Source organism: Mycobacterium sp. E3305 (genome assembly GCF_001666785.1).
GTDB lineage: Bacteria > Actinomycetota > Actinomycetes > Mycobacteriales > Mycobacteriaceae > Mycobacterium.
Genome location: NZ_LZJA01000206.1, coordinates 1 through 13,635, shown reverse-complemented (window position 1 = coordinate 13,635; position 13,635 = coordinate 1). Strand labels below are relative to the sequence as shown.

12 protein-coding genes and 2 tRNA genes are annotated in these 13,635 nt (G+C 70.2%); 7 read left to right on the top strand and 7 right to left on the bottom strand.

Features of this window, described 5'->3' with window-relative positions; translation table 11 throughout:
- Window positions 1–19: 19 nt before the first annotated feature.
- The 4 genes from rpmG to A5701_RS19385 all read right to left on the bottom strand — a co-directional run bounded on the left by rpmG (window position 20) and on the right by A5701_RS19385 (window position 721).
- Entirely contained in the window at window positions 20–187 is a 168-nt protein-coding gene (rpmG, locus tag A5701_RS19400; protein WP_007167776.1) for a 50S ribosomal protein L33, read from the bottom strand.
- A gap of 45 nt (window positions 188–232) precedes the next feature.
- A tRNA-Met gene (locus tag A5701_RS19395) sits at window positions 233–306 on the bottom strand.
- 52 nt (window positions 307–358) lie between these two features.
- Window positions 359–431 (bottom strand) — tRNA-Thr (locus A5701_RS19390).
- 80 nt (window positions 432–511) lie between these two features.
- Window positions 512–721, bottom strand: coding sequence for a type II toxin-antitoxin system VapB family antitoxin (locus A5701_RS19385; RefSeq protein ID WP_067757413.1), 210 nt, complete (start codon window positions 719–721; stop codon window positions 512–514).
- Window positions 722–831: 110 nt separating this feature from the next.
- Between A5701_RS19385 and A5701_RS19380 the strand changes: the two genes are divergently transcribed.
- The 3 genes from A5701_RS19380 to A5701_RS19370 are packed head-to-tail and all read left to right on the top strand — an operon-like array spanning window position 832 to window position 3,155.
- Window positions 832–1,545 (top strand): MBL fold metallo-hydrolase, encoded by a 714-nt coding sequence (locus tag A5701_RS19380; RefSeq protein WP_067757404.1) that lies wholly within the window; start codon window positions 832–834, stop codon window positions 1,543–1,545.
- Between the two features lie 60 nt (window positions 1,546–1,605).
- Complete coding sequence (locus A5701_RS19375; RefSeq protein WP_067757401.1) at window positions 1,606–2,439, top strand: hypothetical protein; 834 nt, start codon at window positions 1,606–1,608, stop codon at window positions 2,437–2,439.
- 20 nt (window positions 2,440–2,459) lie between these two features.
- Window positions 2,460–3,155 carry a crotonase/enoyl-CoA hydratase family protein gene (locus A5701_RS19370; RefSeq protein WP_067757396.1) on the top strand — a complete coding sequence of 232 codons (696 nt, stop codon included), beginning with the start codon at window positions 2,460–2,462 and terminating at the stop codon, window positions 3,153–3,155.
- 194 nt (window positions 3,156–3,349) lie between these two features.
- Here the strand turns inward: A5701_RS19370 and cynS are convergent, their stop codons facing one another.
- Genes cynS through A5701_RS19355 form a run of 3 tightly spaced genes read right to left on the bottom strand, consistent with a single transcriptional unit; the run spans window position 3,350 to window position 5,149 of the window.
- Window positions 3,350–3,805: a cyanase gene (gene cynS / locus A5701_RS19365; RefSeq protein WP_067757393.1), complete on the bottom strand. Its 456-nt coding sequence runs from the start codon at window positions 3,803–3,805 to the stop codon at window positions 3,350–3,352.
- A gap of 53 nt (window positions 3,806–3,858) precedes the next feature.
- A complete protein-coding gene (locus tag A5701_RS19360; protein ID WP_067757388.1) occupies window positions 3,859–4,608 on the bottom strand; it encodes a class I SAM-dependent methyltransferase in 750 nt (249 codons plus the stop codon).
- A 25-nt stretch (window positions 4,609–4,633) separates the two neighbouring features.
- Window positions 4,634–5,149: a nitroreductase family protein gene (locus tag A5701_RS19355; protein ID WP_067757462.1), complete on the bottom strand. Its 516-nt coding sequence runs from the start codon at window positions 5,147–5,149 to the stop codon at window positions 4,634–4,636.
- Between the two features lie 179 nt (window positions 5,150–5,328).
- Between A5701_RS19355 and A5701_RS19350 the strand changes: the two genes are divergently transcribed.
- From A5701_RS19350 to A5701_RS19335, 4 genes are all read left to right on the top strand, one after another.
- Window positions 5,329–6,195: a cyclopropane mycolic acid synthase family methyltransferase gene (locus A5701_RS19350; protein WP_067757383.1), complete on the top strand. Its 867-nt coding sequence runs from the start codon at window positions 5,329–5,331 to the stop codon at window positions 6,193–6,195.
- Between the two features lie 39 nt (window positions 6,196–6,234).
- Window positions 6,235–9,507 carry an exodeoxyribonuclease V subunit gamma gene (gene recC, locus A5701_RS19345; protein WP_067757380.1) on the top strand — a complete coding sequence of 1,091 codons (3,273 nt, stop codon included), beginning with the start codon at window positions 6,235–6,237 and terminating at the stop codon, window positions 9,505–9,507.
- 1 nt (window position 9,508) lies between these two features.
- Window positions 9,509–12,826, top strand: coding sequence for an exodeoxyribonuclease V subunit beta (recB, locus tag A5701_RS19340; protein ID WP_067757377.1), 3,318 nt, complete (start codon window positions 9,509–9,511; stop codon window positions 12,824–12,826).
- Window positions 12,823–13,635: AAA family ATPase (locus A5701_RS19335; RefSeq protein ID WP_156670171.1), on the top strand; the 813-nt coding region annotated here is incomplete at its 3' end. The genes recB and A5701_RS19335, both read left to right, overlap by 4 nt.

Sequence of the window (13,635 nt, the reverse complement as noted above, 5' to 3'; positions counted from 1 at the left end):
AACGGGTCGCGGGTCGCCGCTAGCGCGTTTCCCGGTGGGCCTGGTGCTTGCCGCAGTTCGGGCAGAACTTCTTCAGTTCCATGCGGTCCGGGTCGTTCCGGCGGTTCTTCTTGGTGATGTAGTTGCGGTGCTTGCACACCTCGCAGGCCAAGGTGATCTTCGGCCGGACGTCGGTACTGGAAGCCATGACGGTTCTCTCTCAACTCTCTAAAAAGTGCGCGTTGTTGTGTTGTAGCGATGGCCGGACTCGAACCGGCGACCTAACGATTATGAGTCGTTCGCTCTAACCGACTGAGCTACATCGCCTCTGGCCACCCCTTTTGGGGTAGGGCCGCCCACGCCTGCTCGGCGTCCGCCGAGCCCCCTAACGGAATCGAACCGTTGACCTTTTCCTTACCATGGAAACGCTCTACCGACTGAGCTAAGGGGGCCGTTCACCCGAATCGGACGCGGTGCCGCGGGCCTAAAAGAGGGTACAGCCTGGCCCGCAACCGGACCAAACCCACGGGCGCTACGGGGCGGCGCCACCGCTGGGACGGGGCCGCCAGGCGCTCAGGTCGCTGAACTCGTCGTACTCCTCGGCCGGTTCGTCGGCGTCGGCCTCGGTGAGCAGGGTGCGCAATGCCAGGTTGACGGCCTCGCGGGCATCGGCCAGATGGAAGCGGCGGATCGCCTCGTCGATCAGATCGACGTCGATCTCGATTTCGACCTTCTTCCTCATGCGCCAACAATACCCAGCGGGCGTGAGCCCAATCGCTGCTCGCGGGCGGTGTCCGGCAAAGTTCACGCCGGGGCCGTGGCCCCCGGCCGGGCACGCCCTAGTCTGGTCACGTGTCAACGGACCGGCTGTACTTTCGCCAACTGCTCTCCGGCCGCGACTTCGCCGCCGGCGACATGTTCGCGACCCAGATGCGCAACTTCGCCTACCTGATCGGCGACCGCCAAACGGGCGACTGCGTGGTGGTCGACCCCGCGTACGCGGCCGGTGATCTTCTCGACACGCTCGAGGCCGACGACATGCACCTGTCCGGAGTGCTGGTGACCCATCACCATCCCGACCACGTCGGCGGATCGATGATGGGCTTCTCGCTGCAGGGCCTGGCCGAGCTGCTGGAACGCAAAGCTGTGCCGGTACACGTCAATACCCATGAGGCGCAATGGGTTTCGCGGGTGACCGGGATCAGCCTGGGGGATCTCACCGCCCACGAGAATCACGACAAGGTCAGCATCGGCGACATCGAGATCGAGTTGCTGCACACACCCGGCCACACGCCCGGCAGTCAGTGCTTCCTGCTCGACGGTCGCCTGGTCGCCGGTGACACGTTGTTCCTGGAGGGCTGCGGGCGCACCGACTTTCCCGGCGGCGACTCCGACGAGATGTACCGCAGCCTGCAGCAACTCGCGACATTGCCCGGTGACCCGACGGTCTTTCCGGGGCACTGGTATTCGGCGGAACCGAGCGCTTCGCTGTCGGAAGTCAAGCGTTCCAACTACGTGTATCGCGCCGCGGACCTCGCCCAATGGCGAATGTTGATGGGCGGCTGACGGTCGCTCGACCACAACGGGCCGGCCACCGGCCTGTGATATAAGCGGAGGGTGGATTCCATGGGGTGGATCCAGGACAGCTGGCACGGGATCACAAACGTCGGATCCAGCACCTGGATTGCGTGGGCGGCGTGGGCGGCGATTGCGCTCGCCGCCATCACCCTGGTCTTCACCAACAGGCAGATCACCCGCAACCGCCGGCTGGCCGCGGAGCAGACGCGCCCGCAGGTCTCGATGTTCATGGAACCGCACCCCGCCGACTGGCACGTGATCGAGCTGGTGGTCAGGAACTTCGGCCAGACCGCGGCGTACGACGTCACATTCTCTTTCGTCAACCCGCCGACGGTGGCCGAGTACGAGAACGCGACCGACGGCTACGCCGACGTCGTCGAACTGCGGCTCCCCCGCGAGCTGCCGTACCTCGCCCCCGGCCAGGAATGGCGGATGGTGTGGGATTCGGCGCTGGACCGCGCCGAGATAGGCAGCGGCATCGAGTCCCGCTTCACCGGCACGATCAGCTATTTCGATCAACCCGAGCGTCCGCGCGGCTGGCGGTTCTGGGAACGCGACCGCCATCCGCTGGAAACTCAGGTGACGCTCGACTGGGATTCCCTGCCGCCCGTCCAGCGCATCGAGCTGATGACCACCCATGATCTGGCGAAGCGGGAGAAGCAGAAGCTGGAGCTGCTGCGCGGCCTGCTCACCTACTTCCACTACGCGAGCAAGGAAACCCGCCCCGAGGTGTTCCGCGGCGAGATCGAACGGATCAACGGCGCCGTGCGGGAAACGCAGGACAGATGGCGCACCCGCCAGCTCGACGACCCCACCGATGTCAGCCTGCGCTGGAGTGAGGCCCCGGACGACCTGGGCAAACACCACAGCCAGCCGGCGTGACGGCAAGGAGCCCAGCAACGATGAGCGGCCCGGTCCACTACAGCCTCAAGGATTCGATCGCGGTCATCCGGATGGACGACGGCAAGGTCAACGCCCTGGGCCCGACGATGCAGCAGGCCCTGGGCGAGGCGATCGACCGGGCCGAGGCGGACAACGCCGGGGCGCTGGTGATCACCGGCAACGAGCGGGTGTTCAGCGGCGGGTTCGACCTGAAGATACTGACGTCCGGCGAGGCGCAGCCGGCGATCGACATGCTGCGCGGCGGCTTCGAACTGTCCTACCGGCTGTTGTCGCATCCCAAGCCGGTGGTGATGGCCTGCACCGGCCACGCCATCGCGATGGGGGCGTTCCTGCTCGCGTCGGGCGACCACCGGGTGGCCGCGCACGCCTACAACATTCAGGCCAACGAGGTGGCGATCGGCATGGTCATCCCGTACGCCGCCCTGGAGATCATGAAACTGCGGCTGACGCAGTCGGCGTACCAGCAGGCCGCCGGGCTGGCCAAGACGTTCTTCGGCGAGACGGCGCTGGCCGCCGGCTTCGTCGACGAGATCGTGCTGCCGGAGATGGTGGTGAGCCGCGCCGAGGAGGCCGCGCGCGAATTCGCCGGTCTGCGCCAGCACGCCCACGCCGCAACGAAACTGCGCGCCCGCGCCGACGCGCTCAAGGCCATCCGCGCGGGGATCGACGGCATCGAGGCCGAGTTCGGCCTGTAGGCGCGCGGGCGCGCTGCGCCAACGCGATGCTGAAGGATGAGCTGAACGGCGAACGCGGTGGCCGCTGCTGGCCGCCACCGCGTTCCCTTCGCCTCCTCGACGCCAGTGTGACACGCGCGCGAAGCGTCGTCACTTCACCGGTTCCGCGCCGCCGCCGGAAAGCGCGGGGTCTACCGGTTCGGTCGCAGGCGTTTTCAGTTCGCCGCCGAAACCCATTGATAGGGAAGGAATTTCCCGTCAAGGGTCACCACGACGCGATCACCGGACGGGTGCGGCTTCTTCTGCAGGTCGACGCTGAAGTTGATCGCGCTCATGATGCCGTCGCCGAACTGTTCGTGGATCAGCTCCTTGATGGCGCCGCCGTAGACCTGCAGGGCCTCGTAGAAGCGGTAGATGGTCGGGTCGGTCGGCACCGCGGTCGGCAGCCCGCCACGCATCGGCGGCGCCGCCAGCACGGGTACCACCGACTCGTCCAGTCCGAGCTTCTCCACGAGAACCCGTGCCGGCTCGGGGGGAATGGGGTGTTGACCCAGCAGCGCCGCGGTGGTCCATACCACCGGCCTGCCGATGGCGTCGGCCAGCTGCTGCCACGTCAGGCCGCGCCTCAGCCGCGCCAGGACGATCTGCTCGGTGATCTCATGTCTGTTCATAGCCCCCAAGCATGCCCGGGACCGGGGGCGCGTACCTCCGGGACCGCCGGCGCTCACGCCGGCTTCGTCGCGGTGACCAACCGGGTGGCGAACCACGGACCGCCGTAGTACATGCGCCATCCGAGGTTGCGGCGACGCACGTTTCGCCAACCCAGCTCCCGTAGGTGCGCGGCGTGCTGACGGGTCTCCCAGAGGTCCGCGATCGCCAGCCGGCCACCCGGGCGCAGCACCCGAACCGCCTCGTCGAGGGCCTTGCGCCGGCCCGCGCCCGTCGGAATGTTGTGGATGGCCAGGTTGCTGACGATCACGTCGACGCTCGCGTCGGCGAACGGCAGGGCGGTCATGTCGGCGGTGCGCACCTCGACGCGATCGGCGACGCTCTCCAACGCCGCGTTGGCCAGGGTCGCCTCCGGGGAGTTGTCGGTCTGGTCGGCATGCCACAGATCGACCCCGATCGCGCGGCCCCGCGGCAACCGCTTCGCCGCGGCCAGCAGCACCGCCCCCCGTCCGCAACCGAGGTCGAGCACCGTTTCGTCGCCCGTAAGCCGAAGCTCGTCGAGCACCCGCGCCCACACCACGAACTTGCCCACCCGCGTGGCGTAAACGTAAAGGGTTGCGCTCGAAGCGATTCCGGCCGCCGACGTCGCCGCCAGCGCGGCGGTCAGCCGCTTGCCGCGCGCCCAGCTCAGCGCGGCCCACCCGGCCAGCGCGGCGGTTTGGGCGGCCAGACCGATCGCCTGCAAGCGCACGGAGAGGGTGTGAAACGAGCCGTCGATTCCGTAGTCGCCCCGGTGGTCGTGCACGGTGACGAGCCTACGGCGGCTTGCCTCACCAACGCCCGTGGTGGACCACCTCGGCGAAGGGGCGCCGGTTCGGCTTGCGGATCGGGGTGAGCGGACGGTCGGCGGGATACCCGACGCCGAGCAGGAAGGCGACCAGCCGGTCCCCGGGGACGCCCAGGATGGCGCGCGCCTTCTCCTGGTCCCCCACCGACGAGTGGCCCGTCCCGATCCCCAGGTCCGTGGCCGCGATCATCATCGCCATCGTGGCCTGGCCGACGTCGTAGTTGTCGGTGATCACCCGGCGCTCGTCGGGCGGAACGGGCACGACGATCGCGATCGCGGCCGCGGCGGCGGCGATGTGACCGGCCCCCTGCCAGACGGTCGACAGCTCCTGCAGCTGCGCCCGGTCGGTGACGATCACGAAGTCCCACGGTTGCCGGTTCTTCGCCGACGGCGCGCGCCAGCCGGCCTCGGCGATGCGGTTCAGGTCCTCCTCGGAAACCGGCTCCGGCCGGTACTGCCGGACGTTGCGCCGGGCGCGTATCGCGTCCCAAGCCTCCATGTGTCCCTCCTCGTTTTCCACCTGACCCCCGGTAAACAGGGGTAACGTCGTCGGAATTCCCCGCGTACGGGCACGCCGAAGTTTTATTCCGGCCCATTCGGGAAGCCATGGTGAACCAGCTGCGCCGCGCGCTCGTGTACAGCTGAATGGCCCCGGATGCAGAAAGGCGCGTAGCCGGCATGACTGAGAACCTGACGCCGCATTTCGAAGACGTCCAGGCACACTATGACCTCTCCGACGACTTCTTCCGGCTTTTCCTCGACCCCACGATGACCTACAGCTGCGCATACTTCGACCGCATGCGCGACATCCCGCTGGAAGAGGCGCAGCTGCGCAAGATGGACCTGGCTTTGGGCAAGCTGGGGTTGCGGCCCGGGATGACCCTGCTGGACGTCGGCTGTGGCTGGGGCGGCACGATGCGCCGCGCGATCGAGAAATACGATGTGGACGTCATCGGCCTGACGCTGTCCGAGCACCAGGCCGCCCACGTGCAGAAGCTGTTCGACGCGATGGACACCACGCACAGCAGGCGGGTGCTGCTGCAGGGCTGGGAACAGTTCGACGAGCCCGTCGACCGGATCGTCTCCATCGGCGCGTTCGAGCACTTCGGCTACGACCGCTACGACGACTTCTTCCAGAAGGCCTACCGCGTCCTGCCCGACGACGGAGTGATGCTGCTGCACACGATCACCATGCTGACGCCGGAGCAGATCGTCGAGCACGGCCTGCCGATGACCGAGGAGCAGACCAGCTTCAACAACTTCATCGCCACCGAGATCTTCCCGGGCGGCCAGCTGCCGCCGATCGAGATGGTGGAGTTCCACGCCTCGAAGATGGGGTTCAACCTGGCCCGCAGGCAGTCGCTGCAGCTGCACTACGCCCGCACCCTCGACCTGTGGGCGGCGGCGCTGGAGGCCCGCCACAGCGAGGCGGTCGCGATCCAGTCCGAAGAGGTCTACCAGCGATACATGAGGTACCTGACCGGTTGCGCCAAGGCGTTCCGGGACGGCTACATCGACATCAATCAGTTCACGCTGGCCAAGTAACCCACTCGTGTCGGTGTCCGGGGCTATCGTGGCACCGCGATGTCGCTTCATCTCCACCGCGCCGAGCGCACCGACCTCCTTGCCGACGGCCTCGGCGCCCTGCTGGCCGACCCGCCGACCGACCCCTTCACCGAGGAACTGGTGCTGGTGCCGGCGCGCGGCGTCGAACGCTGGCTCAGCCAGCGGCTGTCACATGTGCTCGGCCGCGCCCGCGGCGGTGACGGGGTGTGCGCCGGGGTGGCGTTCCGCAGCCCGGCGTCCCTGATCGCCGAACTCACCGGCACCGCCGACGAGGACCCGTGGTCGCCCGACGCGATGGCGTGGCCGCTGCTGGCCGTGATCGACTGCTCGCTGGACGAGCCGTGGTGCCGCACGCTGGCAACGCATCTGGGTCACTTCGCGTCGACGGAGGCGGAGGCCGAGCTGCGCCGCGGGCGCAGATACTCGGTGGCGCGCCGGCTGGCCGGCCTGTTCGCCTCGTACGCCAGGCAGCGTCCGGGGCTGCTCGCCGATTGGCTGGCCGGCGAGCGGGGCGACCTAGACCCCGACCTGGCCTGGCAGCCCGAGCTCTGGCGGGCGCTGGTGGACGCGGTGCCCGCCGATCCCCCGCACGTCCGCCATCAGCGGGCCGTGACCCGGCTCCGCGGGGGCCCGGCCGACCTGCCGGGGCGGCTGTCGCTGTTCGGGCACACCCGGTTGGCGTGCACCGACGTGGAGCTGCTGGACGCGTTGTCCACCCACCATGACCTGCACCTGTGGCTGCCGCATCCCAGCGACGAACTGTGGCGCGCGCTGGCCGGCGCCCGGGGGGCGATCCCGCGGCGCGCCGACACCGGCCACCGCAGCGTGAACCATCCCCTGCTGGCGACGCTCGGGCGCGACCTGCGCGAGCTGCAACGCGGCCTGCCCCCCGACCCGCGCACCGACGAATACCTGCCCGCGCCGGAGCGGCCCGACACGCTGCTCGGCTGGCTGCAGTCCGACATCGCCGCGAATGCCGTTCGGCCACAAGGGCGTACGCTCGCCGACGACGACCGATCGGTGCAGGTGCACAACTGTCACGGTCCGGCGCGCCAGGTCGACGTCCTGCGCGAGGTCCTGCTCGGCCTGCTGCAGGACGACCCGACACTGGAGCCGCGCGACATCCTGGTGATGTGTCCGGACATCGAGACGTACGCGCCGCTGATCGTCGCCGACTTCGGGCTCGGCGACGTGGTGCGCGGCGCGCATCCCGCGCACCGGTTGCGGGTGCGGCTCGCGGATCGCTCACCGCTGCAAACCAATCCGCTGCTCGGCGTCGCCTCGCAATTGCTGGCGCTGGCGGGCAGCCGGGTGACCGCCAGCGAGGTGCTCGACTTCGCCGAGGCCGCGCCGGTGCGGGCCCGCTTCGGTTTCACCGACGACGACCTGGAGGCCATCACCCGCTGGGTCCGCCAGGCCAACATCCGGTGGGGGTTCGACCAGGAGCACCGACGGCCCTACCACGTCGACTTCGTACACAACACTTGGCGTTTCGGCATCGACCGGGTGCTGGCCGGCGTCGCGATGTCCGACGACTCGCACGCTTGGATCGACGCCACACTGCCCCTGGACGACGTCAGCAGCAACCGCGTCCAGTTGGCCGGCCAGCTCGCCGAATTCGTGTCGCGGCTGCAGCGCGTGGTCGACTCGCTCACGGGCACCAGGCCGTTGCGCGACTGGCTGGCCGCGCTGGCCGACGGGATCGAGCTGTTGACCCGTGTCGACGACGCGGACCTGTGGCAGACCGGCCAGATGCAACGGGAATTCGCTTCGACGCTGGCCGACGCCGGGCCGCGGGCCGACACACCGCTGCGGCTGCCCGACATCCGGGCGCTGCTGCAGGGACGCCTGGCGGGGCGCCCGACGCGCGCCAACTTCCGCACCGGCACGCTGACGGTGTGCACGATGGTCCCGATGCGCTCCGTGCCGCACCGGGTGGTGTGCCTGGTCGGCCTCGACGACGGGGTGTTCCCCCGGCTCGGCGTCGTCGACGGCGACGACGCGCTGGCGCGCGACCCGATGACCGGCGAACGCGACATCCGCTCCGAGGATCGGCAATTGCTGCTCGACGCGGTCGGCGCGGCCACCGACAAGCTGGTGATCACCTACACCGGCGCCAACGAGTACTCGGGCCAGCCGCGCCCACCGGCGGTGCCGCTGGCCGAACTGCTGGACACGCTGGACATGACGGTGTCGGGCGAGAAGATTCGCGGGCGCATCGTGGTCGAACATCCGTTGCAGCCCTTCGACATTCGCAACGTCATCCCGGGCAGGCTGGTGCCGACGGTGCCCTTCAGCTTCGACCCGACCGTGTTGCGGGCGGCCAGGGTCGCCGCGGGCGAGCGGGGCGAGGCACCCCGGTTCATCGCGGGACCGCTGCCGCCACCGCCCGCCGACGACGTCATCCTGGCCGACCTCGTCGGCTTCTTCAAGGATCCGGTTAAGGGCTTCTTCCGCGCGCTGGACTTCACCCTGCCGCGGGACGTCGACGGCGTGCAAGACGCGATGCCCGTCGACCTCGACGCCCTCGAGGAGTGGACCGTCGGCGACCGGATGCTGGGCGACATCCTGCGCGGGTGGACGCCGGACGATGCCCGGCAGGCCGAGTGGCGGCGGGGCACGTTGCCGCCCGGCCAACTGGGCTGGCGCACCGCGACGGAAGTCCGCGACCAGGCCGCGCTGCTGGCGGCCAAAGCGCAGCAATACCGGGGGGCCGACGCCCGGGCGTATGACGTCGACGTCGATCTCGGCTCCGGGCGCAGGCTCACGGGCACGGTGTCGCCGGTGTACGGCGAGCGGCTGGTGTCGGTGACGTACTCCAAGCTGGACGGCAAGCACCTGCTCGAGGCGTGGATCCCGTTGCTGGCCTTGATCGCTCACGACCCGGGCCGGGACTGGTCGGCGGTGTGCGTCGGCCGCCTGAAGCGGGGCATCACCCCGCGGGTCGAGGGGTTGGGACGGCCGCGCGACGACGCCCTGACACTGCTGCGCGAGCTGGTGGCGGTCTACGACGCGGGCCGCCGGGAGCCGATTCCGCTGCCCATCAAGACGTCCTACGCGTGGGCGGCCGCGCGGCACTGCGGCGACGATCCGCTGCGCGAGGCGCAGTACCGGTGGAAGTACGAGCACGAGGAGCCGGCGCACCTGCGGGCCTGGGGCAAGAACACCCGGCTGTCCGATCTGATGCGGCCCGTGCGGCCGGGTGAGGAGTTCGACGGCGAAGACACCCGGTTGGGCGCCTACGCCGCGCGGGTCTGGCTGCCGATGCTGCGGGCCGAAAGGAAGCCCTGAGATGGGGCAGGTGACAGAGCGCTTCGATCTGCTCGGCCCGCTGCCCGCCGATCGGTCGACCACGGTGCTGCAGGCCAGCGCGGGCACCGGCAAGACGTTCGCGCTGGCCGGCCTGGTGACCCGCTACCTCGCCGAGGGCGCCGCGACGCTGGACCAGATGCTGTTGATCACGTTCGGCCGGGCCGCCAGCCAGGAGTTGCGTGAACGGGTCCGCGGCCAAATCGTCGCCGCGGTGGCGGCTTTCGACGACCCGTCGGCCGCCGGCGACAACCAGTTGGTGGCATACCTGCTCGACGGCACCGACGAGGAACGCGCAGCGCGCAGGCAGCGGCTCCGCGACGGGCTGGCGGGCTTCGACGCGGCGACCATCGCCACCACCCACCAGTTCTGCCAGCTGGTGTTGAAGTCACTGGGCGTGGCCGGCGACACCGCCGCGAACGTCACGCTGCTGGAAAGCGTCGACGAGTTGATCGTCGAGATCGTCGACGATCTGTACCTCGCCCACTTCGGGCGCGAGCGCGACGATCCGGCGCTGGCCTATCGCGAGGCGCTGCGCCTGGCGCGCGAGGTCGTCAAGAACCCGTCGACGCAGCTGCGGCCGCTGAACCCCGAACCCGGATCGCGGGCCGCCGTCTGCGTGACGTTCGCGAAAGACGTTCTGGCCGAACTGGACACCCGCAAGCGCCGGCTGGGCGTCCTGGACTACGACGACCTGCTGAGCCGGCTCGCCGACGCGCTGGCCACCGACGATTCCCCCGCTCGGGTGCGCATGCACCACCGCTGGCCCATCGTGATGGTCGACGAGTTCCAGGACACCGACCCGGTGCAGTGGCAGGTGATCGACCGCGCGTTCAGCGGGCGCTCCACGCTGATCCTGATCGGTGATCCCAAGCAGGCCATCTACGCGTTTCGTGGCGGCGACATCGTGACCTATCTGCGGGCGGCCGAGACGGCGGGCGAGAAGAGGACGCTGGCCACCAATTGGCGCAGCGACGCGGCGCTCGTCGAGCGCCTGCAGGTGGTGCTGCGGGGCGCCCAACTCGGCGATCCCGCGATCGTCGTGGACGACGTCGACGCCTACCATCGGGGCCACCGGCTCGCCGGCGCCCCGCACAACGACCCGTTCCGGTTGCGGGTGGTCCAGCGAGCGACCCTGGGGCGCAGCGGGATTCAGAACCTGCCCATCGACGAGCTGCGGGCCCACATCGGCGCCGACCTGGCCGCCGACATCCGCGCCCTGCTGGCGGCCGGCGCGACGTTCGCGGGCAGGCCGCTGCAGGCCCGCGACATCGCCGTGATCGTGGAGAAGCACAAGGACGCGGCCGCCTGCTTCAAGGCGTTGTGCGACGCGGGCGTGCCGGCGGTGTACACCGGCGACTCCGACGTTTTCGGCTCGGACGCGGCCGAAGACTGGCTCTGCCTGCTGGAGGCGTTCGACCAGCCGCACCGCCCGGGAATGGTGCGCGCCGCGGCGGCCACCATGTTCTTCGGCGAGACCGCGGAATCGTTGGCGGCCGGCGGTGACGCGCTGACCGACCGGGTCGCGGAAACCCTGCGGGAGTGGGCCGGCCACGCGCGCGAGCGCGGCGTCGCCGCCATCTTCGAGGCCGCGCAGCTTTCGGGGATGGCCGACCGGGTGCTGGCCGCCCGCGGCGGCGAACGCCACATGACCGACCTGGCGCACGTCGCGCAGCTGCTGCAGGACGTCGCCCACCGCGAGCGCTCCAGCCTGCCGGCGCTGCGCGACTGGCTGCGCAGGCAGCGCGAGGAACGCGCCGGTGCGCCCGAACGCAACCGGCGCCTGGACAGCGATGCGGCCGCGGTGCAGATCATGACGGTGTTCGTCAGCAAGGGCCTGCAATACCCGATCGTGTATCTGCCGTTCGCGTTCAACCGCAACACCCAGGACCGCGACGTGGTGTTGTTCCACGACGCCGGCGTGCGCTGCCTGCACATCGGCGGCAAGGACAGCCCGGACTTCAAGGCCGTCGAGGTACTCGGCCGCAAGGAGGACGCCAGCGACGACAGCCGCTTGACCTATGTGGCCCTGACCCGGGCCCAGTCGCAGGTCGTCGCGTGGTGGTCGCCGGCGTTCGACGAACCCAACGGCGGGCTGTCGCGGCTGCTGCGCGGCCGGCGGCCTTCAGAGCCGTGCGTGCCCGACCGATGCGAGCCGGCGAAGATCCCCGACGACGACGCCCTGGACCGCTTGCGCGAATGGGAGGCGGCGGGCGGCCCGGTGATCGAGCGGTCGGTGGTGGCCGCCGCGCCGTCCGTGCCGCCGGCGCCGGTGCCGGCCGACCTCGACAGCCGCCACTTTCACCGCGCCATTGACACCGGGTGGCGGCGCACCTCCTACTCCGGCCTCATCCGGGTCGCGGAAAACTCCGCGGGCGCGGGCGTCAGCAGCGAGCCGGAGGTCACCGAGCTGGACGACGAGGCCGGCGAAATACCGTTGGCGCAGAACGCGTCCGGGCGCCAGGTGCCGTCGCCGATGGCGGACCTGCCGATGGGCGCGAAGTTCGGCACGCTGGTGCACGCCGTGCTCGAGACGGCCGACCCCCTGGCCACCGATCTGGCCGCCGAGCTCGAGGCGCACATCCGCACCCACTCGGTGTGGTGGCCGGTCGACGTGCCCGCCGACGAGCTCGCGGCGGCCATGGTGCCCATGCATGACACGCCGCTGGGACCGCTGGCCGGCGACCTGACGCTGCGGCGCATCGGGCTCTCGGACCGACTGCGCGAGCTGGACTTCGAATTCCCGCTCGCCGGTGGCGATCTGCGTTCCACCGCACCCGAGATCCGGCTGGCGGACACGGCCGCGTTGTTGCGTGCGCACCTACCGGCCGATGACGCGCTGGCGTCCTATGCCGACCGCCTGGCCAGCCCCCCGCTCGGCGACCAGCCGTTGCGCGGCTATCTGACCGGTTCGGTCGACGCCGTGTTGCGGGTGCCCGACGGCGGGGGGCACCGCTACCTGGTCGTCGACTACAAGACCAACTGGCTCGGCGACCCCGACCGGCCGTTGACATCCGCCGACTACGACCGGCCCCGCTTGGTCGAGGCGATGCTGCATTCGGATTATCCGCTGCAGGCGCTGCTGTACAGCGTTGTGCTGCACCGGTTCCTGCGGTGGCGCGTGCCGGGATACGACCCCGAGGCGCATCTCGGCGGTGTCCTGTACCTGTTCGTGCGCGGAATGTGCGGCGCGGCCACCCCCGTGGTCGGCGGTCATCCGTCGGGAGTGTTCAGCTGGCGGCCGCCCGCCTCGTTGACAGCCGAGCTGTCGGACCTGCTCGATGGGAGGGCGGTCGCGTGACGCTGGAGGCGATCACCGCCGAGGGCCTGCTGCGGACGTACACCGACGCCGGCGTGTTCGAGGCCGCCGACGTCCATGTGGCGCAGCGGCTTACGGCGCTCGCAGGCGAGCCCGACGAGGGCGTCGCGCTGGCGGTCGGGCTGCTGGTGCGGGCGCTGCGCAGCGGTTCGGTGTGCGTGGACCTGCGGGCGGTGGCGGCGCAGGTCGGCGCCGCCGACCTGCCGTGGCCCGACCCGGCCGGCTGGATGGCCGCCGTGCGAGCCAGCCCGCTGCTCGGGTCCCCGCCGGTGCTGCGGCTGTTCGGTGAACTTCTGTACCTGGACCGGTACTGGCTCGAGGAACAGCAGGTGTGCGCCGACCTGCTCGCGCTCTCCATGCCCGGGGTAAGGGGCGACGCCCCGGACTTGGATCGGCTTTTCCCCCCGGGTTACGAGGAACAGCGTGCGGCCGCGGAAATAGCTGTCTCGCAAGCGGTTACGGTGCTTACTGGGGGCCCCGGGACGGGCAAGACCACGACGGTGGCGCGGTTGCTGGCGCTGCTCGCCGCGCAGGCCGAGAGCGCCGGGTTGCCGCGGCCCCGAATCGCGCTGGCCGCACCGACGGGCAAGGCCGCGGCGCGGCTCGCCGAGGCGGTCGCCGCCGAGGTGCAGAGGCTGGACGCGGCGGACCGGGGCCGGCTGGCCGGGCTGCCGGCGACGACGCTGCACCGGCTGCTGGGTTCGCGGCCGGATACGTCGGTGCGGTTCAAGCACAATCGCGGCAACCGGCTCCCGCACGACGTGATCGTCGTGGACGAGACGTCGATGGTG

What these genes read in the sequence shown, in the direction of transcription:
- rpmG (WP_007167776.1), bottom strand. Translation starts at nt 187, where the DNA reads ATGGCTTCCAGTACCGACGTCCGGCCGAAGATCACCTTGGCCTGCGAG.
- A5701_RS19385 (WP_067757413.1), bottom strand. Translation starts at nt 721, where the DNA reads ATGAGGAAGAAGGTCGAAATCGAGATCGACGTCGATCTGATCGACGAG.
- A5701_RS19375 (WP_067757401.1), top strand. Translation starts at nt 1,606, where the DNA reads ATGGGGTGGATCCAGGACAGCTGGCACGGGATCACAAACGTCGGATCC.
- A5701_RS19370 (WP_067757396.1), top strand. Translation starts at nt 2,460, where the DNA reads ATGAGCGGCCCGGTCCACTACAGCCTCAAGGATTCGATCGCGGTCATC.
- cynS (WP_067757393.1), bottom strand. Translation starts at nt 3,805, where the DNA reads ATGAACAGACATGAGATCACCGAGCAGATCGTCCTGGCGCGGCTGAGG.
- A5701_RS19355 (WP_067757462.1), bottom strand. Translation starts at nt 5,149, where the DNA reads ATGGAGGCTTGGGACGCGATACGCGCCCGGCGCAACGTCCGGCAGTAC.
- A5701_RS19350 (WP_067757383.1), top strand. Translation starts at nt 5,329, where the DNA reads ATGACTGAGAACCTGACGCCGCATTTCGAAGACGTCCAGGCACACTAT.
- recC (WP_067757380.1), top strand. Translation starts at nt 6,235, where the DNA reads ATGTCGCTTCATCTCCACCGCGCCGAGCGCACCGACCTCCTTGCCGAC.
- recB (WP_067757377.1), top strand. Translation starts at nt 9,509, where the DNA reads ATGGGGCAGGTGACAGAGCGCTTCGATCTGCTCGGCCCGCTGCCCGCC.